Source organism: Corallococcus sp. AB049A (assembly GCF_003668885.1).
GTDB lineage: Bacteria > Myxococcota > Myxococcia > Myxococcales > Myxococcaceae > Corallococcus > Corallococcus interemptor.
This window is the reverse complement of the sequence record NZ_RAWL01000077.1, coordinates 1-25755: the sequence shown is the minus strand read 5'-3', so window position 1 is coordinate 25755 and position 25755 is coordinate 1. Positions and strand designations below refer to the sequence as shown.

The following is a 25755-nucleotide window of genomic DNA, read 5'->3' as shown; positions in this document are numbered from 1 at the left end:
CGCTGGAGGACGCCTACCTCCTCCTGATGAAGGACGCCCCCGAGCCCCCGGCGTCCACGGCCCCAACGCCGTCCACCCCGGCGGTGGGCACGTGAACGCGGCCCGGCTCCTGCGCGTGGCGCGCACCGAGTGGCGCCACCAGACGCGGCGCCCGCTGTTCTGGGTGCTGCTCGTCTTGCTGGTGCTGGTGGTGTGGGGCGTGTCCTCCGGCAACGTCACCATCGACGCGGGCAGCACGGAGGTGGGCGGCAAGAAGGCGTGGATCACCAGCGCCTTCGCCGTCGCGCAGACGGTGCTGCTGCTCACCTTCATGCTGTTCACCTTCTTCGTGTCCGTGGGCGCGGGCATGTCCGTCATCTCCGACGACGAGGCCCGCGTGCAGTCGCTGCTGCACACCACGCCGCTGACGCCCGCGGAGTACGTGTGGGGCAAGTTCGCGGGCGTGCTGGGCGCGTACGTGGTGGCGCTCGGGTGGATGACGGGGCTGCTCGTCTTCTTCCACCACGTCGTGCCAGCGGGCGCGGACGCGGAGTTCCGCGGCCCCCTCGCGTGGGGGAACTACCTGGGCGGCGCGCTGTGGTTCGGCCTGCCGCTCATCGTCTTCATGGCGGGCATGGCCTTCGCCACCGGCGAGCGCACGCGCCGCGCGGTGCCGGTGTACTTCCTGCCAGTGGGCCTGTTCTTCCTCTGCGCGTTCTTCCTCTGGGACTGGTCCCCCGGCTGGCTGGACCCGGGCGTGAACCGGGTCCTCATGGCGCTGGACCCCGGCGGCTTCCGGTGGCTCACGGAAGAGTGGATCAAGGTGGACCGGGGCGTGGACTTCTACAACACGCAGCCCGTGGGGCTGGATGGCCTCTTCGTCACCAGCCGCTTCGCGCTCATGGCGCTGGGGCTGGGCGCGGTGGCCTTGAGCGAGCGCCACTTCCGCCGCGCGCTCCGGGGCGACGTGGGCACGAAGGCTCCGCGCAAGGGGGCCGTCATCGACGCGCCGCCGAAGCAGGTGGCGCTGTCGCACGCGGAGGCGCCGCTGTCCGTGCTGCGCATGGGCGTGCGTCCACCGGGCTTCTGGACGGGGCTGTGGACGGTGACCCGAGCCGAGGGGCGGGGCCTGTTGTCCCAGCCGGGGCTCTACCTGTTCCTGCCGCTCCTGATGTTGCAGGTGGTGTCCCAGGCCGCCACGGCGGTGGGCCCCTTCGACACGGACCTGCTGCTGGTGCCCGGCCGCTTCGCGGTGCGCGTGATGGCAGAGGCGTCCGTGCTCGTGTGTCTGTTGTTGATGTTCTACGTGGTGGAGTCGCTGGAGCGTGAGCAGTCCTCGCACTTCGCGCCCATCCACGACGCGACGCCGGTGCGCACGCTGTCGGTGCTGCTGGGCAAGGCGCTGGCGAACAGCCTGGTGGCGGTGGCGCTGCTCGTGGCCATGGCGCTCGCGGGCACGCTGGTGCAGGTGTTCCAGGGGACGGTGCCGCTGTCGCTGACGCCGTACGTGCTGGTGTGGGGGCTGTTGCTGTTCCCCACGTTGCTCCTGTGGACGGGCTTCATCCTGGCCGCGCGCGCGGTGACGGGCGGCCGCTTCGGCACCTACGCGCTGGCCCTGGCCGCGCTGGGGCTCACCGGCTACCTGGCCGTGCGGGGCGACCTCACCTGGGTGACGAACTGGCCGCTGTGGGACGCGGTGCGGTGGACGGACCTGGGCGCCTTCCAGGTGGACCGCGCCGCGCTGGTGCTCAACCGCGTGGCCGCGCTGGGCGGGGCGGTCTTCTTCACCGCGCTGGCGGTGCGCCTGGACGGGCGGCGCGTCCGCGACCCGGTGACGACGCTGGAGGGGCTGAAGCCCTCGGGGCTCGCGCGCGGACTGTGGCGCCTGGCGCCGTCCCTGGCGGTGCCGGTGGTGGCGCTGGCGTGGCTGGGCATCCTGGTGGGGCAGGGCCACCAGGGCGCGGCGGCGAAGAAGCGCGCGAAGGAGTACTGGCAGAAGAACCTGGCCACGTGGAAGGACGCGCCGCAGCCCATGCTGGTGGACGTGGACCTGGACGTGGACCTGGAGCCGGAGGCGAGCGCCTTCCGCATGAAGGGCGCGTACGTGCTGATGAACCGGCACGCCACGCCGCTCGCGCGCTTCGCCTTGAGCGGCGGCGATGGCTGGACGGACGTGCGCTGGTCGTTGGATGGCCAGGACGTGACGCCGGAGGACCGCGCCGGGTTGTATGTCTTCACGCCGCCCGAGCCGTTGAAGCCCGGCGCGAAGGTGACGGTGGGCTTCCAATACGCGGGCCACGTGCCGGCGGGCGTGTCCCGCGCGGGTGGCGCATTCAAGGAGTTCATCCTCCCGTCCGGCGTGGTGCTCACCAGCGAGACGCCCACGTTCGCGCCGGTGGTGGGCTACGAGGAGGAGCGCGGCATCGACCCGAAGGAGAACAAGTACGAGCCGCGCGTCCATCCAGATGACTTCTACGAGGGGCCCACGGATGCCGCGTGGGGCAGCAACCTGCCGTTCCCCTTCCGCATCCGCGTGAGCGGCCCGGAGGCCTACACGCTCAACTCCGTGGGCGTGCGTGAGAGCGACACGGTGAAGGACGGCCGGCGCAGCACCGTGTGGCGGAGCGACTACCCGGTGAGCTTCTTCAACGTCATCGCGGGGAGGTGGACGCGCGTGGACGGCGCGGGCGCGGTGGTGTTCCACGATCCGGCGCACGGCTACAACGTGCCGGAGATGATGCGGGGGCTGGAGGCCGCGCGCCGGTACTACTCGGAGTGGTTCCACCCGTTCCCGTGGGCGGAGCTGAAGCTGTCGGAGTTCGCCGGCCTGGACAACTACGCGCAGGGCTTCCCCACGGACATCACGTTCTCGGAGTCCATCGGGTTCCTCACGCAGCGCACGCCGGAGTCCAACGCGGTGCTGTTCGTCACCGCGCACGAGGCCGCGCACCAGTGGTGGGGCAACCTGCTCATCCCCGGCAAGGGGCCCGGCGGCAACGTGCTGGCGGAGGGGCTGTCGCATTACTCGGCGCTGAAGCTGATGGAACAGCTCGACGGGCAGGAGGCACGCCGGCAGACCGCGAAGCGCATGGAGGAGCGCTACGGCAAGGACCGGCGCGTGGACGCGGAGCAGCCGCTGGTGAAGCTGGACGACTCGCGCGAGGGCGACACGGTGGTCCTCTACGAGAAGGGCGGCTGGACGTTCTGGATGCTGGAGGACGTGATGGGCCGCGACGCGATGCACGCGGGCCTCCAGGCCTTCCTGAAGCAGTCCATGAACAACGCGGACCACCCGGTGCTGCAGGACTTCATCGCGGCGATGCGCCCCTTCGCGCCGTCACAGGAGCCATTCGACCGGTTCACCCGGCAGGCCTTCTTCGAAGTCGTGGTGCCCGAGTACCGCGTCACCGGCGCGCGCGTGACGAAGGACGGCGGCCAGTGGGTGACCACGGCCACGGTGACGAACGTGGGCACGGGCCGCATGCCGGTGGAGGTGGCGGTGACGAAGGCCGCTGAGCCCTCGGCCCAGGCCGTGACGCGCGTGGAGCCGGACGGGGGCGGATCCGTGCAGGTGACGCTGCGCTCGGAGTTCGAGCCGGAGCGGCTGGTGGTGGACCCGGACGTGCGCGTGCTCCAGCTGCGCCGCGAGCAGGCCCAGGTGAAGCTCGACCCGCCGTGACACGCTGACACGCGGGTCCGTTCGCGCCGGGGACACGCCGACAGCGACTCGGACAACTGGTCCATCGGGGGGACGGCGGTCCTGGGGTACAGCGTGGTGCTGGAGCCCGGCTTCTCCGTGCAGGGGGGCGTGGTGCTGGAGCCCGGCGCAGCGGGTCCACCAGTCGTCGTGGCTCCTCACCCAGCGGCTTGTGCTCAACCTGGGCCTCGCCTTCTGACGTCAGGGCGCGTGGGCCTGCGTGCTCACGGTCCACGGCGTGCGGGTGGTGTCCACCCACAGGAGCTGGAGGTCCCAGCTTCCGGGCACGGAGCCCGGCGTGTCGGTGGCGACGGCGAAGACGCGCGTGTCCGCCTTGGGCGTCACGGAGAAGCTCGTGCGTGGCGCGCGGTTGGCGTCGTTGGACGGCACCACGCCCAGCGTGATGGTTCCCCCGAAGGGCAGCGGCAGGCCGTCCTGCGCGGTGGCGGAGGCGAAGGGCACGTCGAGGAAGGGCGCGTCCGGCAGCACGCGGCGCTCCGAGCCCAGCGGCCCCACGTCCACGGCGGGCGTGTCCGCCGCGGCGTGCACCCAGCGCAGGCGCAGGTTGGAGGGGTCGCTCGCGAAGCGGTCCATGAGCGGCAGCAGCTTGAACGGCGCCGCCGCCGGCCGGGGCGGCGCGAGGTAGCCCGAGGCGACCATCAGGTAGCGCTCACCCGGGACGAGCGTGGGCGTGGCCGCCGTCACCACCGGAGCGCTCGCGGGACGCTCGGTTCCGGGCGTGGCGGCGAAGAAGTCCAGCGTGTACGCACCCGGCGGCACCTGGAGCGGCGCGGACAGCGCGCCATAGGTGAGTCCTCCGGACAGCTCCTGGTCGCTGGCGAAGAGGTCCAGCGCGGGCGCGTCCGGCGACGCGTGCAGCACGTACACCGTCGGGTTCTGCCGGAGGATGGCCAGCGTGCCGTCGCGGCCCGCGGTGAGCAGCGAGAAGCCGTCGCCCGCGCGCGCGGGGGCGGACATGAGGCCGGTCGCGACGATGAGCGTGTCCGTGCCGGAGCCGGCCGCGGGCACGGTGAAGGACGTCAGCGACCGGCCGTTCCAGCGCAGGCCCACCTGGAACGCGGCGCCGGAGGGGAGCACCAGCGCCGCTTCTCCGGAGTCCTTGAAGCGCCCAAGCCCCCCCACCTCCACGGAGCCGTCATTGCCCAGGTCCACGTCCACCGTGGGCGCGTCCGTGCCGGCGTTGACGATGCGCACGCGCGTCTGGCCGCCGTCGGCGGGGACGGTGTTGTCGCGCAGGAGCAGCGTGCGCATCGCCGCGTCGGAGTCCGACGAGTCGAAGGCGCCCGCGGCCACCAGCGTCCAGCGCGTCCCGGCCTCCATGTTGATCTCCCGGGACAGGACGGGCCGCGAGTCCGCCGGCGCGCCCGCGGGCCGCAGCTCCACGGTGACGTAGGCCGCGTCACGCGAGAGGTACGGCGTGGTGGCGCCATAGGCCACGGCCCGGGCCACGGGCGTGGCGTTGCCGGCCAGGTAGACGTCCATGGCGGGCGCGCCCGGCGCGGCCTGCACGATGCGCAGCTGCGACTGGGTGGGCGGCACCAGCACCGGACCGTCCTGGGTCGGAGGCGCTTCGGAGTCCTCCGCCGAGCCGCCTCCGCACGCGGGCGCGAACACCCCCAGCGATGTGAGCGCGACGACGAGCAGTGTCTTCCCCCGAATCCAGGCCATGTCGAAGTCCCCCTCCTCGGCGGGCCGCGGACGCGGCTCGGCACCGATGTCGACAGGGGTAAGGGTGGTCATCACCTCCACGCGGGCGAACCCCCACGCGAGGGCCACTGTCCGTCCGCGACGTTGTGCACCGGTGCACGTCGCAAACGCCGGGCATCACCCCCTTCGGCTGTCTCCTGTTCAAAACGCATCAACGCGAGGGAATGCCGGGAAGCACGACGGCGCTGGTAGGGTCGGTGGCACCATGACCCTCGCGTCCCTTCCGCTCATCGTGTCGCTGCTCACGGCGCAGACGCCCGCGCCCGCGCCCGCGAAGGCGCCCCCCGCGCCCGCCGCAGCGAAGTCGCCGTCCGCCGTCCCCGGCATCGCTCCCTTGCCCGGCCTGCCCAACCTGTGGGTGAGCGGCGTGCCGCCGGTGCCGCCCGCGCTCTCCCAGCGCGTGCAGCAGTACCTGGAGTCCCGCTCCGCGCAGCTGTTGGACGTGAGCGCGGACGGGCAGCAGGTGCTCATCTCCACGCGCTTCGCGGACGTCAACCAGCTGCACCTGGTGGAGATGCCGCTGGGCGCGCGCACGCAGCTCACCTTCACGAAGGAGCCCATCAACCGGGCGCGCTTCCTGCCGGGCAACCCGCAGATCATCTTCTACCTGCAGGACACGGGCGGCGGAGAGTTCTTCCAGGTGCTCAGGCTGGATCGGCGCACGGGGCGCTCGGAGCTGCTGACGGACGGCAAGAGCCGGCACGAAGAGCTGGTGATGTCCAAGGACGGGCGCTGGCTCGCGTACGCGGGCACGGGGCGCAACGGCAAGGACACCGACGTGTACGTGGCGCCCACGTCCGACCCCAAGCAGGCGAAGCGCGTGACGGAAGCGGAAGGGAGCTGGGCGCCGCTGGAGTTCTCCAATGACGGCTCGAAGCTGCTGGTGCGCCAGTACCGCGCGGCGGACGACGCGGACCTGAGCGTGGTGGACGTGAAGACGAACGCGCGCACGCAGCTGACGCCCAAGGAGGGCAAGGGCAGCGTGGAGTCCGCCGTCTTCACGCCGGACGGGCAGGGCGTGTACGTGGCCACGGACCGCTACAGCGACTTCGCGGAGGTGTACCGGCTGCCGCTCACGGGAACGCCCCCGGCCGCGCCGCCGTCGCTGACGAAGTCCGTGCGCTGGAACGTGCAGGACCTGGAGCTGTCCCCGGACGGGCGCAAGCTGGCGGTGGCCGTCAATGAAGAGGGCTTCGGAAAGCTGTACCTGCTGGACACGCGCACGCAGGCGCTGTCGCCGGTGGAGACGCCGCGCGGGGTGATTTCGCAGGTGCGCTTCCCGGCGAAGCGGTCGGACCGGGTGGCGTTCTCGCTGACGTCGGCGCGCGTGCCGCTGGACGTCTTCACGGTGGACCTGGGCACGAAGAAGACGACGCGGTGGACGCGCTCGGAGGTGGGCGGGTTGGATCCGGAGACGTTCGTGGAGCCGGAGCTGGTGCGCTATCCGTCCACGGACGGCGTGAAGGTGCCGGCGTTCCTGTACCTGCCGAAGAACGCGAAGGGGAAGGTGCCGGTGGTGGTGATGTTCCACGGCGGCCCGGAGGGGCAGAGCCAGCCCCTCTTCAGCGCGCAGACCCAGTTGATGGTGACGGAGCTGGGGATGGCGGTGCTCCTGCCCAACGTGCGCGGGTCGGAGGGGTACGGCAAGGCGTACCGCGCCATGGATGACGGCGTGAAGCGCGAGGCGAGCCTGGCGGACATCGGGGCCACGCTGGACTTCGTCGCCTCGCGGCCGGAGCTGGACGCGGCGCGGGTGGGCATCTACGGCGGTTCGTACGGCGGCTACATGACGCTGGCGACGGCGGCGTTCTTCCCGGAGCGCATCAAGGCGGCGGTGGACGTGGTGGGCATCTCGTCGCTGCCGTCGTTCCTGCAGAACACGCAGGCGTACCGGCGGGATTTGCGGCGCGCGGAGTACGGCGACGAGCGCGACCCTGCGGTGCGCAAGGTGCAGGAGCGCATCTCGCCGCTGGGGTCGGTGGACAGGATTCGCGCGGCGCTCTTCGTGCAGCAGGGGGCCAACGACCCGCGCGTGCCGCAGTCGGAGGCGGAGCAGGTGGTCCAGGCGGTGCGCAAGAAGGGTTCGGACGTCTGGTACCTGCTGGCCACGGATGAGGGGCACGGGTTCCAGAAGAAGACCAACCGGGACATGGCCCAGACGACGGCGCTGATGTTCTTCGAAAAGCACCTGCTGGGCCCGGCCGCGGAGCAGGGGAGCGGGCCGGCGGGCGGCAGGTAGCCCTCGCTTCGGAGGGATTCGGACGCCCCCGGTCTGTCAGCGGACCGGGGGCGTTACACATTGTCCATGTCAGCGAGGAGAGTCCTATCCATGAAGCGCAACAGCCAGTCATTGCGTCGGGGTGTGGGAGTGTTGGCGGTGCTCGCGGGCGTGGGCGGAGCCTGGGCGGCCTCCGAGCACGACCAGATGGCCTTCAGCGTCGCGAGGACGCAGTTCAACCTGCGAATCACCCCGGACACCGTGACGGGGCCCGAGTTCCAGGTGTCCCGTCTTCCCGGTGAGCTGCGAGGCCGCGTGGCGGACGTCCCGGTGGCGCTCAAGCTGGAGGACGAGAAGGTGAAGGGCAACATCGGGACCACGGTGGTGAACCTGGACGTGAAGAAGGAAGGCGACGCGGTGAAGGCGAAGGGCGGCTTCCACGGGCGTCCCGTCAACCTGACGCTGTCGCCGCGGGAGTTGACGGTGTACGTGCGCGACTGCACGTACCGGCTGAAGGCGAAGGAAGAGGGCCGCACCTACGAGGGGAAGCGCAGCTGCGACCGCGCGGCCACGCCGCCCACGGAGATCAGGCTGCCGGACGCCTTCATCGCGGCCACGCCCGCGGAGCAGGCATCGCTGTTGCTCCTGGCGCTGTAGTTTCCCCCCAGGCTCGGGGCGCGATGACGCGTCCCGTTCGCCTGTTGGGGCTCCTGTGGGTGTGCACGCTCGCCGCGTGCGCGAGCGATGGCGGCTTCGAGCGGCAGTCCTTCGAGCCGGAGGCGGGTGACGACACCCCGGCCGAGCTCGCGGGTCTTGGCTTTACGCGAGAGGGGGCACTGGAGCGCGCCGCGCCCGTGGGCGGTGAGCGCGCCCGGCAGGCCGAAGCGGCGCGGGTGGTGCGTGAGCTCTGGGACATCGCAGGGTCGCACGGGGCGCAGGGGGAGGCGTGGACCTTCGACTACCAGGTACATGGCGGGGCGCTGACGCTGAGGTGGCGCGACGACTGCTGCCCGCATCCCGCGTGCCCGTGGAGGGCACGGTGCACGAACGGGCGAGGCTCCGGTTTGAAGGTCTGCGATTGCATCCGGAGGTGGAGCTGGGCGTGTTCGAGGTCCGGGAGGGTTCGGGCCGCCGGAGCGCTCCCGGGAGCATGGACCCGCGCATGCCGGTGGTGCAGGCACTGCTGCCCTTCGTGAACGCGGTGGGACGCCGCACGGTCGAAGTGGAGCTGGAGGGCCGGCACGTGCGCGGTGATGCCGAGCCGCGATGGCGGGTGGTGGCGGCGACGACGCTGGAGCCCGCCAGGCCTCCCGAGGCGATGGAGGACATCGCCAGGGAGTACCGGGCGATGCAGGAGGACATCCTCCGGCACTGGCGCGAGGAGGTGAAGGACAGTGCACGCCTGGCGGGCGTGTGGTCCTTCGAGCAGCTCGCGTACTGGTACGTGGGGGGCTTCATCGCGAAGGGCGTGCTCGGGACGCTGGAGGCCGTCGCACCCACGGTGGTCTCGGTGTTGGGGAAGGGGGGAGCCAAGGCCGCGCAGTGGTTCCGCACGGTGTTGATCCGCACCCCGCCCGCCGAGCGCGAAGCCCTCCAGCGGCTCTGGATGAAGGTGGAGGCAGAGGGGCTGATGGCGCTGGAGGCCGGGGAGCAGGCCCAGCTTCGGTCCTTGCTGAAGGGCATGGAGCATCGGCTTCGGACGCCCATCACGGACAAGTACTCGAAGGACAAGCTTCGGGAATGGGCCCGGCAGGAGTACTTCGAGGTGCATCAGCCCCGGTTGGCACAAGCCTTGGGCATGGAGCGCCTGGGGACCTATCAGGTGCACCATCTGGTGCCCATCGAGCATGCCCATCTGTTTCCAACTCGCGGCATCAACGCGGCGGAGAACCTGGTGGGCATGGCCCGGGAGGTTCATTCGAGTGTCAACTCGGTCTGGACCTTCGTGCGAACAAACGCGAAGGGTGTCTCCGCCAGGGAGGTGGAGGAAATCGCTCGCATCACGCACAAGCACTTCGGGCGATGGTTTGACGTCCTGTACGATCCGTCGAAGTCAGGACCCGCGCTTGCCTCCGCGGAGAAGGCCGCGCTGAAGGAAGTCGCAACCGTGCTGGGGTTGTAGGTCCTGGCGTTTCAGGAGGCGCGTTCGCTTTGGCTGGACCGGAGACAGAGGGGAGTGGGTGGACGAGGCTCGTGGAGGTCTGCCATCGCTTGGGCTTCCCGCTCCGCGTGGAGCCCCCCTCGGCTGATGCCCCCCAGCCGGGCTCAACGCTGCTGGGGACGCCAGTCGATTCAATGCTCGCCGGGCTCTACTCGCGCGTGGGCCGCGCCACCCTGGGAGACTTCGAGCTGTATCGTCCTGGCCCCGGGCCGGATGGCGTCCTGGACGTGAACGCATGGCTGCGGGGCAGGGAACTGGCTCCGGTGTCTTCTTGTGTTCTCTTCGGGCAGGTCGCGAACCTCGCCTACTACTACGGCGTCGTTCCGGGGCTGGCGGATGCACGCGGTGTTCAGCCTGTGCTCTACCTCGACATGCAGGAGGAGCTGCTGGTGGTGCCCGTGGCTTCCAGCGTGGAGGGGCTGTTCAACCAGCTTGCCCGGTTCATGGACCTACTCCCGGGTGAGCCTGACTTCGTCCCTGGAAGGTGTTCGACCACGATGTTCCCCTTCGCCGCGGCCGAACGCATCGCGCAGGACACGGCCCTCGTGGAGATGCTGCGCGCGGGCCGCTTCGACGGGCTCGTGACCCGGGATGAGGAGAGCCAGCGGTGGATGCGGCGGGTGCTCGGCCTGTGACTCCGCGCAAGCTCTGCCTCCTCATCGCCTTCGCCGCGCTCGTGACCGCCGTGGGCACGGGGGTGTGGCTTGCGTGGCCCGGGCCGGACCTCACAGCGCAGGCGGACCTGGCGGACGCCCCCGCGCGACAGGGGCTCGAACCTCCCGATGTCGTCGTGCTGAGCAACGGCATCCGGCTGTCGAACGTCCCCTCCAACTGCCACGCGGACACCCGGGGCTCCCTCGCCTGCGAGGACCGCTGTGACTCGGACACCGCGTGCCCCGAGGACAGCGTGTGCGCGCATCACCCGGACTTCGGCTTCCTCACCTGTCAGCCCCTGCACCGCTTCTGCGACGACGCAGCGGACTGCACCCCCGCGGACACCTGCCAGCCCGTGGACACCTCCGCGTCAGGCCAGGTCCTCCGGCGCTGCGTGCCCCAGGGAGCGCTGCAAGCCGGGGACCGCTGCACGGGCTACTCGCGCGAGCCGGAGGGCCGCTGCGCGCCGGGGCTCGTCTGCGTCCATGAGTTCTGCGGCCCGCCGTGCGACGTGCACGACGCGGACGCCTGCGCCCCCGGCACCGAGTGCGCCCCCAATCCCTACCGCGTCCTCGGCGCCTGCGTCCCCAGCTGCCGCGACCGGGCCTGCCCCGCCGGCGAACGCTGCGAGACGGACGGCCCGGGCGAGGTCCCCATCTGCCGCCCCTTCGTGGGCCCCGCCTGCCTGGACGCGGAGCCCTGCGCCGCCCATCAAGACTGCCTGCGCGGCTTCGCCGAATCCACGCTCGAAACCGAGGCCTTCGAGTGCCGCGCCCGCTGCGATGACAAGACGCCGTGCGCCCCGGGCCTCACCTGCGACGAGACCAGCGGCTACTGCTTCCAGCCCTGCACCCGCGACACCGACTGCGCCGCCCCCGAGCGCTGCCACGTCCTCCACCGCCGCGAATCCCGGCGGGGCTGCGGCTTCATCGCGGAAGGGCTCCCCGCCTTCCACCGCTAACGGCGCGGCAGCTCCACGAGGAACGTGGAGCCCTCACCCAACACGCTCTCCACCTCGATGTGGCCGCCCATCGCCTCCACGATCTGGCGGGCAATCCACAACCCCAGCCCGAAGCCGCCGTAGTTGCGCTCGGACACCGCGCGCTCGAAGCGGTGGAACAGGCGCGGCAGGTGCTCCTTCGCGATGCCGATGCCGCCGTCCTTCACCCGCAGCCGCGCCCGGCCTCCCTCCGCCTCCAGGGACACGTGCACCGGGTTGCCACGGCCGTACTTCAGCGCGTTGGAGAACAGGTTGGTGAAGACCTGATCCAACCGCAGCCGGTCCCACTGCCCCGTCACCTCCGGCGCGAGCACCAGCTCCAGCGGCGTCCCCGAGCGCGCGTACTCCTGCTCGAACCGCTCGGCCACCTCCCGCACCAGCCCTCCCAGCTCCAGGGGCTCCAGCACCAGCTCCAGCTTCCCCGCGCTCAAGCGAGACACGTCCAAGAGGTCATTCACCAGCAGCGTCTGCCGCTTCACCTGCCGGTCCACCCGCTCCAGGCCGCGCTTGAGCTTCTCCAAGTCGAAGGACGCCCCCGAGCGCGCCAGCCCCGCCATCAGGCTCTGCACCTGGAGCTGCAGCGCGCTGATGGGCGTCTTCAGCTCATGGCTCGCGATGGACAGGAACTCCTCGCGCAGGCGGATGGCGTCGCGCGCGTCCCGGTAGAGGCTCGCGTTGTCCAGCGCCAGCGCCGCCCGACGCGCCAGCTCCTGCGCCAGCGCCAGGTCCTGCGCGTCGTACGCGCGCTTGGACGTGACGAACGTCAGCGCCCCCAGCGTGTGCCCCCGCACCCGCAGCGGCACGCACAGGTACGCGCACGTCCCGCCCGCCCGGGCGCTCGCCGGGTCCGCCTCCGACAGCCCCGAGCGTGACTCCGGCCTCCCGGACTGGATGACCCGCGCCACCACCGCGAGCCCCGGAGGCGGCACCTCGCCGTCCTCGACGCCCGCCGTGGCCACGCAGCGCACGCCGCCGGACTCGTCCTCCAGGAACACGCCGCAGGCCTCCGCGTACTGCGGCACCGCCAGGTGCGCCACGCGCTCCAGCGTCTCCTCCTCCTCCAGGCTCCCCGCCAGCACCCCGCCGGCCTCCGCCAGGAAGCGCTGCGCCGCCTCGCCGCGCTGGCGCTCGGTGATGTCCACCATCACGCTCAGGCACTGCGGCGGGCCGCTCGCAGGGTGCACGCGCCCCGTCCACACGGCCACCCGCAGCGCGCCGCCGTCGCGCCGCCTCGCCGCCAGGGGCGCGCCGTCCAGCACCGTGCCGCGCGTGGCGCGCTCCAGCCCGTGGCGGAAGGAGTCCCAGTGCTCCGGTGGCACCGCGGGCAACACCTTCCCCAGCACCTCCTCCGCCGTCCACCCCAGCATCCGCTCCGCGGCCGGATTCCACAGCCGCACCGTGCCGTCGGGGTCCAACAGCATGATGGCCGTGGGGCTCGCCTGGATGATGGCCTCCAGCGTCCCGTGCGCCTCGCGCAAGGCAGCCCGCGCCCGCTGCTCGCGCTCCAGGAGCCGCGCCCGCGCAAGCGCCTGCGCCGCGTGGTGCGCCACCAGCTGGAGGAAGGCCCGCTCGTCGTCGTCGAACGCGTGCGGCAGGCCGAAGGTGAACACCAGCGCCCCCAGCACCCGCCCGTCCGCCACCAGCGGCAGGCACGCGGAAGACGTCGCCGGCCGCTCGGAGCCGGACAGCGCGTCCTCCACCGTCAGCCACACCGGCCGCGACTCGCGCAGCACCCGCGCCACCGGCGAGTCCCCCTCCAGGGGCATCCGCTTCAGCCGCTCCGCCGCGTCCGGCGTGCAGCCCGCGCAGCGAAGCAGCGTGGCGCTCGCCGCTTCCGGCTCCACGCACCACAGCGCCCCGGCCTTCGCGTCCGCCACCGCCAGCCCCTGCTCCAGCACCACCTCCGCCACGCGCGCCGCGGTGAGCGCCTCGGACAGCTCCGCGGTGACGTGCTGCAGCCGCGCGAGCCTCCCCGCCGCCACCTCCGCCGCCTGACGCGCCTGCCGCTCGGACGCGTACGCGCGCGCCACGTCCAGCGCCAGCGCCGCCCGGTCCGCCAGCTCCTGGAGGAGCAACTGCTCCCCCGGGTCGAACGACGACGGCTCCGGCGCCTCCCGCCACACCGTCAGCGTCCCCAGCGGGCGCCCCCGCGCCCTCAGCGGCAGCACCAGCACGGCCTCCACGCCCTGCGCCTCGCCCGAGTCCAGCACCTCCGCCGCCACGCCCTCGTCCGCGCGCACCCGCTGGGAGAACATCGCCTGCAGCCGCACGCGCGCCTCCGGCACCGCCGCCGCGGACGCCACCGTGCGCAGCCACAGCCCGTCCTCCGACAACAGCCGCAGCGCGCACGCGGAGCCCAAGAGCGGCACCACCAGGCCGCACAGCCGCTCCATCACCGCCGGGGGCTCCAGCGACGCGTCCGCCAGCACCCGCGAGGCCTCCGCCAGCAGCGCCAGCCGCTCTTCAATCTCCGGAAGCCGCGCTCCGTACTGCCGCGCCTCCCCCAGCCTGGTTGCGACCATCGTCATGCCACGTCCCCCCGTTGCACCCGCCATGGGAGCACGGCCCCGCTCGCGGCGCTCTGCGTCCCAGGTCCCGCCATCCCAGACTTCTGCGGATGCTCGACACCCACCCCGGGGAAGCGTTGGTGGCGGGCATCCGTCTCGCCCCACGGCCCGGCTCCCTCGGGGGCAGGGGGGCGGGCGCGCACATGGGCTCACCCGGAGCGGTTGGAAACCAAAGGACCCTGACGGCAGCCGTTGCGGTGGGCCCGGGTTCAGCTAAAGCGGGGCCCGTGAACGCACCCTCGGAATCACCGGCCGCCCCTTCGGAGGGCCCGGATTCTCCCAAACGCATCGCGATGCTCGCCCTGAGCGCGCTGGGCATCGTCTACGGAGACATTGGAACCAGTCCGCTCTACGCGCTGCGCGAATGCTTCACCGGAGCGCACGGCGTCACGCCCACGCCGGCCAACGTGCTGGGCGTGCTGTCGCTCATCGTGTGGTCGCTCATCATCGTCGTGTCGGTGAAGTACATCATCTTCGTGATGCGCGCGGACAACCGGGGCGAGGGCGGCATCCTCGCGCTGATGGCGCTGGCCATGCACCGGCCCCGGGGCCAGTCCCACCGTGCGCGGCCCGTGCTGATTACGCTGGGCCTCTTCGGCGCGGCGCTCATCTATGGAGACGGCGTCATCACCCCGGCCATCTCCGTGATGAGCGCGGTGGAGGGCCTGAGCGTGGCCACCCCCGTCTTCCAGCCGTACGTGATTCCCATCTCGCTCGTCATCCTGCTGCTGCTCTTCATGGTGCAGCGCAAGGGCACGGCGGGCATCGGCTCCGTGTTCGGCCCCCTGATGACCGTGTGGTTCCTGGTGCTGGCGGTGCTGGGCGTGAAGGAGCTCATCCACAACCCCGCGGTGCTCTGGTCGCTGTCGCCCGTGCACGGCGTGCGGTTCTTCATGGACAACGGGTGGCACGGCTTCCTGGTGCTGGGCGCCGTCATCCTGGTGGTGACGGGCGGCGAGGCGCTCTACGCGGACATGGGCCACTTCGGCGCGAAGCCCATCCGCCGGGCCTGGTTCGGGCTGGTGCTGCCGTCGCTGGTGCTCAACTACCTGGGCCAGGGCGCGCTGCTCCTGCGCCACGCGGAGGCCGCCCGCAACCCCTTCTTCCTCCTGGCCCCGGACTGGGCGCTGTATCCGCTGGTGGCCCTGTCCACCGCCGCGGCCGTCATCGCGTCGCAGGCCCTCATCTCCGGCTCCTTCTCCACCACCCGGCAGGCCATGCAGCTGGGCTACTGCCCGCGCATGGAGGTGGTGCACACGTCCGCGGAGGAGATGGGGCAGATCTACCTGCCCGGCATCAACGGCGCGCTGCTGGTGGGCGTCATCGCGCTGGTGCTGGGCTTCGGCTCCTCCAGCCGGCTGGCGGCCGCGTACGGCATCGCGGTGACGACGACCATGGGCATCACCACCCTGCTGGCCTACGTGGTGGCCCGCGAGCGCTGGGGCGTCCGCCGCGCCGTGGCCCTGCCCGTCGCCAGCCTCTTCATGCTGGTGGACCTGGCCTTCTTCGGCGCCAACGTGGCGAAGATTCCGGACGGCGGCTGGTTCCCGCTCTTGCTCGCCGTCTGCATCTTCACGCTGATGACCACCTGGAAGCGCGGCCGGGACATCCTCGCCGCCAAGCTGCGCGCGGCCAGCCTGGGCCTCAAGGACCTGTTGGGCAGCTTCGGGGACCACCCGCCCGTGCGCGTGCCCGGCACCGCCATCTTCATGACGGGCAACCCGGAGGGCACCCCGCCCGCGCTCCTGCACAACCTGAAGCACAACAAGGTCCTGCATGAGCAGGTGGTGCTGCTCACCATCATCCCGGAGGAGATTCCCCACGTCGTCGTCGGAGAGCGCGTGGAGGTGGAGCCCCTGGAGCAGGGCTTCGTGCGCGTCGTGGCCCGCTACGGCTTCATGGAGAACCCCAGCATCCCGGACATCCTCAAGCGCTGCCGGGAGAAGGGCCTCCAGTTCCAGCTCATGGGCACCAGCTTCTTCCTGGGCCGCGAAACCATCATCCCCACCAAGAAGCCCGGCATGGCCCTGTGGCGCGAGGCCCTCTTCACCTGGATGAGCCGCAACGCCCGCAGCGCCACCGCCTACTTCCGGATTCCGCCCAACCGCGTGGTGGAGCTGGGAAGTCAGGTGGAGCTGTAACCCGGCCGACGCCGCACCAGGACTTCACCCCTGGAGTAGAAAGACTACTCGGCATGTATTGCACGGGCTTTGCGGGACTTGAGGTTTATTCCTCCTCGTAAGTGCCTGAAAACACATGGGCACCGTTCCCGGGGGAGGGGTAAAGGGGACCCAGGGGTGTCCTCCAGTGGTTGCAGGACAGCCCTTTACGCAGGGGCTTGCCTGCTTCAAATTGCACCGCCCCCGTCCGTTTTTTTCCGGTTCGGACATAAAAATACGGCAGGGCAGCAACACTTTCGTCGATGAATCGAGAATCTTTTCACGGGGCAGATAAAAATACTGTCCCGGCGTAACGAAAGTTGGTTACCCTGCAGCCAGGTGTCCCCCGGCACCCGGCGTCTGAAACGAGGTCAGCCTTCCATGCTCCAGGCCATCGCCCCCGCTTCCGTGTCGTCCCCGGCTCCTTCGATGAAGTCGGTCATGCCGTGGATGGCCGAGCCCCGGATGCCCCTGTCGGACGCGGCGCCGTACACGGTGCTGAGCGCGCAGGAGCTCTACCCGCGCATCTGCGTGCGGGACCCGTACTTCGCGCTGAAGGACGTGACGGTGCTGCCGGGCGAGGTGGTGGCGCGCGTGCCGGTGCAGATGGCGCCGGACGCGGAGGCGATGCCGCTGGGCCTGGGCGAGGCGGGCCGGCACCTGGCCATCCTGGGCTCGTGCGGCGCGGCGCTGGTGGCGCCCAAGGACGGGCAGCACTTCTACCTGGCCAGCGCGGCGCGCGGTCAGTGGCTGCAGGCGGCCCCGCAGGAGCGCGCCTCGGACATGCTCTGGGCGCTGGCGCAGGCGGAGTACACCGGCAAGCGCACCTGCACGGCGCGCACGCTCTTGTCCTCTTCTGACGGCACGCCGCTGTTCAAGCTGGAGGTGGACTACAACGTGCTGTCCGCCGCCGCCTTCACCCGCCTGTTCGGCGAGGCGCGCCAGGAGATGCGCCGCGAGCCGCGCCCCGCGGACACCGTGCAGCGCACCCCGGAGGAGTGGGCGAAGCTGCGGCAGAACCCGTACAGCAAGCCGCTGGACCTCCAGGACTTCCGCATGGAGGGCGACCTGATGCGCTCCTCGCTCGTCGTCACCCCGGAGCTGTGCAAGGGCCACTTCGCCATGCACCCGGTGATGCCGGTGGCGGTGGTCGCGGGCGGCATGACCCGCATGGCCACCACGCTGGGCCGCAAGCTGGAGGCGGCGCCCGGCGCCCGCTTCGTGGCGAAGGACGTGAAGCTGTCCGCGGACAGCCTGGCCTACGCGGGCCAGACGGTGGTGTTCAGCGCGCACCGCGTCCAGGTGCGCGGCGCGGATCACACCTTCGCCTGCTGGGCGTCCGTGGGCGAGCGCGTGGTGGCGCAGCTGGACGTGACCTACACCCGCGTGGACTGAGCCTCAGGCCCACTCGATGTCGTAGTCCACGCGGTCGATGCCCTGCGGCTTCGCGGTGGCCTTGCCCGTCAGCCCCAGCACCTTGAGCGAGCCGGTGAGGATGCCCACGTGGTACGCGGGCGGCATCATGTCCCGGCGCATGCGCAGGGTGCCGGACTTGGGGCCCGTCGTGAGGTACTCGCGGTTGCCGTAGGACACCGCCGCGCTGTACGCCATCTGCGCGCCCGCGAAGAGCTTCTGCGGGTCCCCCCGGGAGATGATGCCGAACACCAGCATCCCCGGCCCGGTGGAGTAGCGGGTGATGCTCACCTCGCCGCACGCGTGGAACACCGCGTCCTGGGGGCCCAGCGCGCCCTCCAGCAGGTCCGCCGTGTGGTACAGCAGCGTGAGGAACTCCCGCGCCGGGTACGAGCGCAGCTCCGCGTAGTCGTGGTCCAGCTCCCCCACGCGCAGCTTCTCCATCCCGATGGCGCCCGCGTGCTGCTGCACCAGGCCGAACACGGACTTGAAGATGAGCCCGCGGATGGAGTCTCCCGATTGGAGGGTGGCGATCCGGGCGGCGAGTTCGGCCTTGTCCGACGGCATGACATCCACTCCTCTGGGGTTCACGGGCGAACCCGGGGCCAGCTTAACGGCCCCGTTTCAGCTGTCGACAAAGCGCTTCACTCCGCGAATCAGCGCTCGTCCAGCAGCACCGGCGCGAAGCCGGCCGCGTCGCACGACGCGAGCACGTAGCGCACGCCCGCCCGCTCTCCGGTGAAGCCCGCGGGGATGCCGCTGGAGTGCAGGTGGCCGTACACGCAGACCTTGGGCGCGAACGCTTCAATGGGGGCGCTGAAGGCCGTGGCCCGCTCGTTCGCGTACACGGGCGGGAAGTGCACCGCGATGATGCGGGTGAGCGGGGTGGGGTGCGCCGCCTCCTTCTTGAGCGCGTCCTCAATGGACGTGGACAGCCGGCGCGTCTCGCGCTCCACGTAGCCGGAGTCCCCCTGCTCGTCGCCCATCTCCCCGCCGGGCATGGGCGGCGCTTCCGGCGCCGTCCACAGCCGCGTGCCGGCGATGACCCACGGCCCCAGCACCACCGCGTTGTTGTGGAGGAAGCCCTCCAGCGTGCGGAAGGGCTCCAGCAGCTTGCGCAGCTTGGACGCGGAGTCGCCCCACCAGTAGTCGTGGTTGCCGCGCACCAGCACCTTGCGCCCCGGCCGCGCGTCCAGCCACGCCAGGTCCTCCATCACCTCGTGGGCGCGGGTGGCCCAGGAGATGTCCCCCGCGACGATGACCGCGTCCTCCGGCCGCACCTGTTCGTCCCACGCGCGCTGCAGGGGCAGCGGGTGGTCCGTCCAGCCAAAGCGGTGCATGTCCTTCTGCCGGGTGGAGGGCAGGTGTGTGTCGCCAATGCCGAAGAGCCGCATGATGCAGGCGTCATAGCGGATGGCCTGCCCCCGTGTCGGCCCTTCCAGCGCGGCGCGCGCCCGGACGGCCCGCCCGCCAGGTCCGCCGAGGGTTCAAATAGTGATTGATACAGGAAATGATGTAACAAAACGTTACGTCACGGATGTCCTGGAACACGGCAGTGCGGCACGGATGCACCACATCGGACTCCAGGTGAAAACTGTGGGTCCTGCGATGTAGGCAATTCCGTGATTTCAGGTGTTTGAGGCCACGAGGAGCGCCGTGCGCATCGTGCGGGTGGAGCATGCATGCACCGGTCGCGGAAGAAAACTGGACGAAGGTAACAGGATGAAGGCGGCTGGCACGCACGGTGCTGTGGAGCCGGGGCGTTGCTCCCTCGACTTCTGGAGTCCCCTCATGTCCCTTTTCCGCAATCCCTTCGCGGCGGCGGCCGCCGCCCTGGTGCTGTCCGCGTGCGGTCCGCAGGCCCAGCCCACGGAAGCGCCTCCCTCCGAGACGCCGTCGCAGCCCTCCACGGACACCGCTGGCAGCACGCTGCCGCGTGAGCTGGATCCGCTGTTCGCGCAGGCCGCGCAGGAGTTCAACGTCCCGGTGGAGCTGCTCAAGGCGGTCTCCTACGCGGAGACGCGCTGGCAGATGGTGGTGGGCGAGGCGGAGTTCCCCGGCCAGCAGCCCGCGTCCGGCCTGATGGCCCTTCGCGGTGAGGACCTGGAGCAGGGCGCGGCGCTGGCGGGCGTGACGGTGGAGGCGGCGCGCACGGACGCGCTGTCCAACCTGCGCGCGGGCGCGGCGCGGCTGTCCCAGCTGGCCACGGACGCGAACGTGGAGCGCGGGGACCTGGCCGCGTGGGCGCCGGTGGTGGCCCAGCTGAGCGGCATCACCAACCCGGAGGCGCAGGCGGAGCACGTGCACCGCGGCGTGTACGCGGTCCTCAACGAGGGCGCGGTGGCGCTGAACCAGGACGGGTCCGTGGCCGCGTCGCTGGAGCCCGTGCAGGTGGAGGCGAAGTTCGAGCGTCCCCAGGTGCGCGCCATGGCGGCCGGCCCGGACTACGGCGCGGCCGTGTGGCGGCCGTCGCCCAACTACAACGCGCGCCCCACCGGCACGGCGGGCGACCCGTCGATGATCATCATCCACACCTGCGAGGGCAGCTACTCGTCCTGCTGGAGCTGGCTCACCAACAGCGCCTCGCAGGTGAGCGCGCACTACGTGGTGAACGAGAGCGGCAGCGAGATCTCCCAGCTGGTGCGTGAGGCCAGCCGCGGGTGGCACATTGGCGCGACGTACGACTCGTCGCTCAATGGCGGCACGTCTTCCTGGCTCAACGGCGTGTCGGCCAACCACTTCACCATCGGCATCGAGCACGGCGGCTACGCCAGCCAGACGTCCTTCCCGGCCGGGCAGATTGACGCGTCCGCGAAGCTGTCGTGCGACATCGCGCGCGACAACGCCATCATCAAGGACAGCTACCACATCGTGGCGCACGGCCGGTTGCAGCCGGCGACGCGCACGGACCCGGGTCCCAACTGGCCGTGGTCCACGTACATCAGCAAGATCAACAGCTACTGCGGCACGGCGACGCCGACGGGTGAGATCTTCGTCGACAGCAACAACGCGAACAACGACGCCTCCAAGGCGAAGTTCTCGACGACGGGCGCGTGGACGGACGGCTACAGCAGCGGCTACTACGGCAGCGGCTACTACTACGCGGCCACGGAGGCCATCTCCGCGCCCGCCACGTTCGAGTTCTACCTGCCCACCGCACAGACGCGCACCATCGACGCCTGGTGGGTGGCCGGCACGAACCGCTCCGCCACGGCGCCGTTCATCGCCTACAACGCGTCGGGCGCCGAGGTGGGCCGCGTGTCCGTCAACCAGCAGGTCAACGGCAGCAAGTGGGTGACGCTGGGCACGTACAGCTTCACGGCCGGCTGGAACAAGATTCAGCTGAGCCGCTGGACGACCCCGGGCTACGTGGTCATGGCCGACGCGGTCCGGGTGCGCTGACGTGAAGCACTGGGGCCTTGAACGGCGGACGCGTTCCGGGCCCTCGCGGGCACGGTGGGGGTGGGCCGTGCTCGCCCTGCTGGGCGCCATGGGCTGTCAGGGCCGCTGCGGCGGCGCTGGCGGAGCCCCGGCGCCCGGCGCCCTGTCGGAGGCGGAGCGGCGGGCCCTGCCGGGCACCATCGTCTTCCTCTCCGAACGGGCGGGACAGAAGGACGTCTGGCGGGTGACGCCCGCGGGACAGGAGACGCAGGTCACCACCGCGCCGGAGGACGAGTACCCCGGCCCGCCGTCACCGGACGGCCGCACGCTGCTGGTGATTGCGTCGGGCGAGGCGAACGGGCGCGTCTTCCAGCAGCTGCGCCTCCAGCCGTTGGAGGGAGGCCGCCAGGTGCCGCTGCATGCGCCCCGCCCGCGCGCGCGCAACGCGAGCTGGGGGCCGGACGGCACGTGGCTGGTCGCGGAGTCCGACGCGCAGGGCTTCAGCGACGTGGTGCGCGTGCTGCCCCAGGCGAACGCGGTGGACACGCGGCTGACGCACGTGAAGGAGGGCTGCTTCGAGCCCGCGGTGTCTCCGGACGGCACGGAGGTGGCGTGCGTGTGCAGCGGGGAAGGGGACCCGGAGGTCTACGTCTTCCGCGCGGACGGCACGGGCGAGCCCCGCCGCATCACCACGTTCTACCTGGAGGACCGCACGCCGCAGTGGAGCCCGGATGGGAAGTGGCTGCTCTTCGTGAGCAACCGCGAGCGCAAGGAGCGCGTGTACCGGGTGCGCGCGGACGGCTCGGACCTGCGCGCGCTGTCCGGCGAGGGCTTCGCGGGTGACGAGCGCGAGCCGGTCTTCAGCCCGGATGGCAAGCGCGTGGCGTACGTGGCCCGGCTGCCGGACGGCAAGAGCCGCATCTGGGTGGTGGACATGGCGGGAGGCGCGCCGGTGGCGCTGACGGACGGGCAGCACCGCGACGACATGCCGGCCTGGAGCCCGGACGGAAAGGCGCTGGTGTTCGTCTCCGAGCGCGACGGCGACACCGACCTGTACCTCATGCGTCCGGACGGCACCGGCCAGACGCGGCTCACCACGGCGAAGGGCGCGGACTGGCTGCCGCGCTGGTTCGTGCCGCGCTAGCTGGCGCGCTGGCGCGGCGGCTCGGACTCCGTGGGCGTGGCGGGGGTCTCCAGGGGCACGCTGAAGAAGAAGGTGACGCCCCGGCCCGGCTCGCTCTCCACCCAGATGTGGCCGCCGTGGGCCTCCACGATGAGCCGGCTGATGTAGAGCCCCAGCCCCAGCCCCTTGCCGTCCGCCGAGCGGCCGTCCTCCGTGCGGTAGTACTTGTCGAACAGGCGCGCCGCGTCCCTCGGGGACAGGCCCGTGCCCTGGTTGGTCACCGACACCACGGCATGGTCGTGCACGGCGGCGAGCCGCACGTCCACCGGCGTCCCCTGGGGGCTGTACTTGAGCGCGTTGGTCAGCAGGTTCGTCACCACGCGCTCCAACCGCGCCGCGTCCATGGGCACCGGCGGCAGGGAGCCCGTGCGGTGCAGCCGGAAGCGCTCGCGCGCGTCGGGCGGCACGTCGCGCTCCAGCACCTCCTCCAGGAAGCGGCCCAGGTCGCACGCCTCGCGGCGCAGGTTCACCCGGCCGGACTCCAGCCGCGAGCCCTCCAGCAGCTCCTCGATCATCGTGCTCATCCACTCCACGTTGTGGATGATGGCCTGGGCCATGTGGCCCTCGCGCTCCAGCTTCCGCTCGTGCAGCGCGCGCTGGAGCAGGTGGGCGCGCAGGTTGATGGTGTTCAGCGGGTTGCGCAGGTCGTGCGAGATGAGCCCCACGTACTCCTCGCGCAGCTTCTCCAGGTCCCGGCGCTCGGTGACGTCGCGCAGGACGGCGATGCGCGTGGCGTCGTCTCCGCCCTCCAGCGGGCTCAAGCGCACCTCCAGCGGCACGCTGGTGCCGTCCTGCCGCTGCCCCGTCACCAGCCGCCCGCCCGTGGCGCGCGCCGGGCCCTCTCCGGCGGGGGTCGCGCCCTGCAGCCCCTCCGGCACCAGCAGCTCCACCTCGCGGCCCAGCAGCGCTTCGCGGCGGTAGCCGAAGACGCGCTCGGCCTCCGCGTTGGCGAAGCGCACGTGGCCCGTGGCGTCCACCACCACCATGGGGTCCGGTGCCGTATCCAGGAAGGTGCGGAAGCGCTCCTCGGAGGCCTCCAGCGCGGCGGTGGCCCGCATGCGCTCCGTATCCAGCACGTCCAGCGCCCGCGCCGCCAGCAGCACCAGCGTGGCGCCGCCCGCGGCCACCACCGTGGCGAAGAGCGGCAGCTTCGCGTCGTGGCTCAGCCCGCCCGTCAGGTGGATGAGCACCAGCGTCAGCCCCAGCACCGGCGGCCCCAGCAGCGTCACCGGCACCAGCCGCCGCGCCACGAAGCCGCCCAGCGTGTCCCGGGTGAGCCGCGCCATCAGCCCCTGCTCCGGCCGGGCGCACAGCGTGCCCATGGCCAGCAGCATCAGCACGCAGGTGGTGTGCAGCCCCATGCTGCGCTCCTGGAAGTACGGCACCGCGGCGGGCGTCACCAGCGGCCCCAGCAGGAAGCCGTTGAGGCCCGTCAGCGCCGCCATCAGCGCCAGCACCACCAGCCCGTCCGCCCAGGACAGCCGCTGCGGGTGACCCCGGTCCACCAGCGCCAGCGCCGGGCCCAGCAGCAGCAGGCACAGCCCCATCAACGGCGACGGCGCGAGCCCCGGCGACGCGGGCACCTCCTCACCGAAGGCGCGCAGGAACAGCGCGTCCAGGCCTCCGGTGCCCCCGGTGATGACGCCGTCCACGAGGCTCGCCGCGCCCAGCAGGGCCGTGGCCAGGGCCAGCACGGTGCCCAGCCGCTGCAGGGCGGGGCGGGGTGAGTCCGGCAGGCGCAGGCCCAGCGCGGCCCCACCCAGCAGCAACCCCAGCGCGGCGCTGGGGCGCATGGCGGGGAGCGCGGCGCCCATGGACTTGAGGACCATGACATCCAGCGCCCAGCCCACGAGCACGAGCAGCCCCACGAGGCAGGCCGCCACCGAGGAGCTGCGCGCAAGGGCACGGACCAACGCCGTGCTTCGTGGCATGGAACGGCCGCTCATCATCCGCGTCCCCCCGGAACGCCAGCCCTGCATCCTGCCACAACATCCCGTACCGGGGGCCACCCCGCTATGGGACGCCGGGGTTGGGCGGATGTCCGTCCTAGGCGGGGATGTCAGGCTTGTCCAGGGTTGTGTCAGGGTGCGTAACGGCCTGGGTAGACCGTGAGCACCACCCCCCGCCCGGGGCCCACGTCGACGTTGCGCGGCACGTAGGTGGGACTCCCCTCCACGGACAGCTGGAAGGACGACACCCCGGCGCCCGCGTGCACGAAGAGGAAGAGCCCGTGGGCCGCCGTGCCGGCGGTGTCCACGGACGTCAGGTCCGCGGACGGGTAGTAGACGCGATCCGCCAGGTCCGCGCGGTCCAGCGCCACGCGCACGCCGCTCACGGGCTGGCCGTTCAGGTCCACCACGCGCCCCAGCACGAAGCCCGCGGACGCGAGGGTGGCCGCCTTGTCCCCGGTGTGGCCCTGGAGGCGCGGCGCGCCCACGGCGGCGCCCAGCTGATCCACGAACGCGCCAGGCAGGGCCCAGGCGTGCGCGTCGATGATGTCCGTGCGCGGGCGCGTGCCGGTGAAGGCGGTGTCGTAGACAATCGTGGTGCTGGGCACGAGCCCGTCGTGCGACAGGCCCACCGCGAGCCCCTGGTGCACGTCGCGCACGGGCACGTCGCTGATGCGGAAGGTGCCGTCCTCGGACACCTCGCCGGTGGCGAAGGTGGCGGACGCGTCGTTGACGGCCACGCGCAGGGGCTCCTCCACGGTGAGCGCCATTCCGGAGAGCGACGCGGGAGCCAGGGCCGAGCCCTCGGCCTCCGGGAACACGCGTGCCTCACCGGTCACGAGGATGCGAAGGTTCTCCAGGTCCACCGCCTCGGCGTCCTCGGTCCGCACGCCGGGGTCTGGTGTGTATCCGCCGCCGCCACAGGCCCATGCCAACAGCCCGAGCACGGCCCCACCCGCCGCCCGAATGTAGTGTTTCATCGGGCGGCAACATCTTCACGGCCCGGGGTGGCCGCAATCCGTCCAGGGTCCCCGTCCGTCCCCTTCACGACGCACCGGCGCGCCGCCGGGCTGGACGCCCCGGACGACGAGCCCTCCGGGTGTTGAAAACACGTCGGCACCGGGAGCCTGCCCTCCGCTGGAAACGGAAGGCCGCGCCCGGTGCCGCGGGTCACGCCAGGAGGAGGGATGCGGAGCGCCTACCAGCGCGACCCGCCGTTGCCGCTGCCGGAGGAGGAGGAACCGGAGCTCCTGCCGGTGTTCCAACCGCCACCGCTGCTGCCGCTGCTCCGGCCACCGCCGCTGCTTCCGCTGCTGCCGCCGCTGCTCCGGCCGCCGCCGCTGCTGCCGCCGCTGCTGCCCGAGGAGTCCCACCCACCGCTGCTCCGGCCGCCGCTGTTGCCGCTGTTGCCGCCGGAGTTGCCACGGCCGCCGGAGTTGCCACGGTCGTTGTCCCGGTCGTTGTCCCGGTCGTCATCGCGGCTCTTGCTGGCCGGCGTGTTCCAGCCGCCGCTGTTGCCGCGGCCGTTGTCCCGGTCATTGTCCCGGTCGTTGTCGGACGGGGCGACGTTGTTGCCACGGCCCCATCCGGAGCCGCTGGGAGGCCGGGCGCCGGTGCCCGTGCCGCCCGGGGGCGGGTTGCGGCCCTGGTTGACGGGGGCGGGCGC

At 71.7% G+C, this 25755-nt stretch carries 16 protein-coding genes and 1 pseudogene; 10 read left to right on the top strand and 7 right to left on the bottom strand.

Going from position 1 to position 25755, the window contains the following annotated elements:
* Positions 1-91: 91 nt before the first annotated feature.
* Positions 92-3658, top strand: coding sequence for a M1 family aminopeptidase (locus D7X55_RS11380; RefSeq protein WP_121723074.1), 3567 nt, complete (start codon positions 92-94; stop codon positions 3656-3658).
* 219 nt (positions 3659-3877) lie between these two features.
* Here the strand turns inward: D7X55_RS11380 and D7X55_RS11375 are convergent, their stop codons facing one another.
* Entirely contained in the window at positions 3878-5437 is a 1560-nt protein-coding gene (locus D7X55_RS11375) for a DUF4397 domain-containing protein (RefSeq protein WP_121723073.1), read from the bottom strand.
* A 172-nt stretch (positions 5438-5609) separates the two neighbouring features.
* On the opposite strand from D7X55_RS11375, the gene D7X55_RS11370 reads away from it, so the two are divergent.
* The 5 genes from D7X55_RS11370 to D7X55_RS11350 all read left to right on the top strand — a co-directional run bounded on the left by D7X55_RS11370 (position 5610) and on the right by D7X55_RS11350 (position 11398).
* A complete protein-coding gene (locus tag D7X55_RS11370) occupies positions 5610-7643 on the top strand; it encodes an alpha/beta fold hydrolase (RefSeq protein WP_199746929.1) in 2034 nt (677 codons plus the stop codon).
* 90 nt (positions 7644-7733) lie between these two features.
* Positions 7734-8279, top strand: a complete 546-nt coding sequence (locus tag D7X55_RS11365) for a hypothetical protein (protein ID WP_121723072.1) — start codon at positions 7734-7736, stop codon at positions 8277-8279.
* 334 nt (positions 8280-8613) lie between these two features.
* Entirely contained in the window at positions 8614-9744 is a 1131-nt protein-coding gene (locus D7X55_RS11360; RefSeq protein WP_147470085.1) for a hypothetical protein, read from the top strand.
* 89 nt (positions 9745-9833) lie between these two features.
* On the top strand, positions 9834-10418 hold the full coding sequence (locus D7X55_RS11355; RefSeq protein ID WP_147470084.1) for a hypothetical protein: 585 nt from the start codon (positions 9834-9836) through the stop codon (positions 10416-10418).
* A complete protein-coding gene (locus tag D7X55_RS11350; protein ID WP_121723069.1) occupies positions 10415-11398 on the top strand; it encodes a hypothetical protein in 984 nt (327 codons plus the stop codon). The genes D7X55_RS11355 and D7X55_RS11350 overlap by 4 nt, the downstream gene beginning before the upstream one ends.
* Here the strand turns inward: D7X55_RS11350 and D7X55_RS11345 are convergent.
* Positions 11395-13965, bottom strand: a complete 2571-nt coding sequence (locus D7X55_RS11345; protein WP_120550972.1) for a GAF domain-containing protein — start codon at positions 13963-13965, stop codon at positions 11395-11397. The genes D7X55_RS11350 and D7X55_RS11345 overlap by 4 nt on opposite strands.
* A gap of 332 nt (positions 13966-14297) precedes the next feature.
* Between D7X55_RS11345 and D7X55_RS11340 the strand changes: the two genes are divergently transcribed.
* Together D7X55_RS11340 and D7X55_RS11335 are read left to right on the top strand one after the other, a co-directional pair.
* The gene (locus D7X55_RS11340; RefSeq protein WP_120550971.1) at positions 14298-16145 is read left to right on the top strand and encodes a potassium transporter Kup; all 1848 of its coding nucleotides are present in this window, start codon (positions 14298-14300) and stop codon (positions 16143-16145) included.
* A 399-nt stretch (positions 16146-16544) separates the two neighbouring features.
* A complete protein-coding gene (locus D7X55_RS11335) occupies positions 16545-17558 on the top strand; it encodes a hypothetical protein (protein ID WP_199746928.1) in 1014 nt (337 codons plus the stop codon).
* Positions 17559-17561: 3 nt separating this feature from the next.
* On the opposite strand, the gene D7X55_RS11330 is transcribed toward D7X55_RS11335, so the two are convergent.
* Together D7X55_RS11330 and D7X55_RS11325 are read right to left on the bottom strand one after the other, a co-directional pair.
* Entirely contained in the window at positions 17562-18143 is a 582-nt protein-coding gene (locus D7X55_RS11330) for a DUF2378 family protein (RefSeq protein ID WP_120550969.1), read from the bottom strand.
* An 89-nt stretch (positions 18144-18232) separates the two neighbouring features.
* Entirely contained in the window at positions 18233-18970 is a 738-nt protein-coding gene (locus D7X55_RS11325) for a metallophosphoesterase (RefSeq protein WP_120550968.1), read from the bottom strand.
* A gap of 397 nt (positions 18971-19367) precedes the next feature.
* Between D7X55_RS11325 and D7X55_RS11320 the strand changes: the two genes are divergently transcribed.
* Positions 19368-20978, top strand: coding sequence for an N-acetylmuramoyl-L-alanine amidase (locus D7X55_RS11320; protein WP_120550967.1), 1611 nt, complete (start codon positions 19368-19370; stop codon positions 20976-20978).
* 76 nt (positions 20979-21054) lie between these two features.
* On the top strand, positions 21055-22101 hold the full coding sequence (locus D7X55_RS11315) for a PD40 domain-containing protein (protein WP_199746930.1): 1047 nt from the start codon (positions 21055-21057) through the stop codon (positions 22099-22101).
* On the opposite strand, the gene D7X55_RS45495 is transcribed toward D7X55_RS11315, so the two are convergent.
* From D7X55_RS45495 to D7X55_RS43305, 3 genes and pseudogenes are all read right to left on the bottom strand, one after another.
* Positions 22098-24071 (bottom strand): cell wall metabolism sensor histidine kinase WalK, encoded by a 1974-nt coding sequence (locus D7X55_RS45495; RefSeq protein WP_158626358.1) that lies wholly within the window; start codon positions 24069-24071, stop codon positions 22098-22100. The genes D7X55_RS11315 and D7X55_RS45495 overlap by 4 nt on opposite strands.
* Before the next feature lie 149 nt (positions 24072-24220).
* Positions 24221-25069 carry a carboxypeptidase-like regulatory domain-containing protein gene (locus D7X55_RS11305; protein ID WP_120550963.1) on the bottom strand — a complete coding sequence of 283 codons (849 nt, stop codon included), beginning with the start codon at positions 25067-25069 and terminating at the stop codon, positions 24221-24223.
* Positions 25070-25287: 218 nt separating this feature from the next.
* Positions 25288-25755: pseudogene (locus D7X55_RS43305) on the bottom strand (hypothetical protein); the annotation flags it as partial.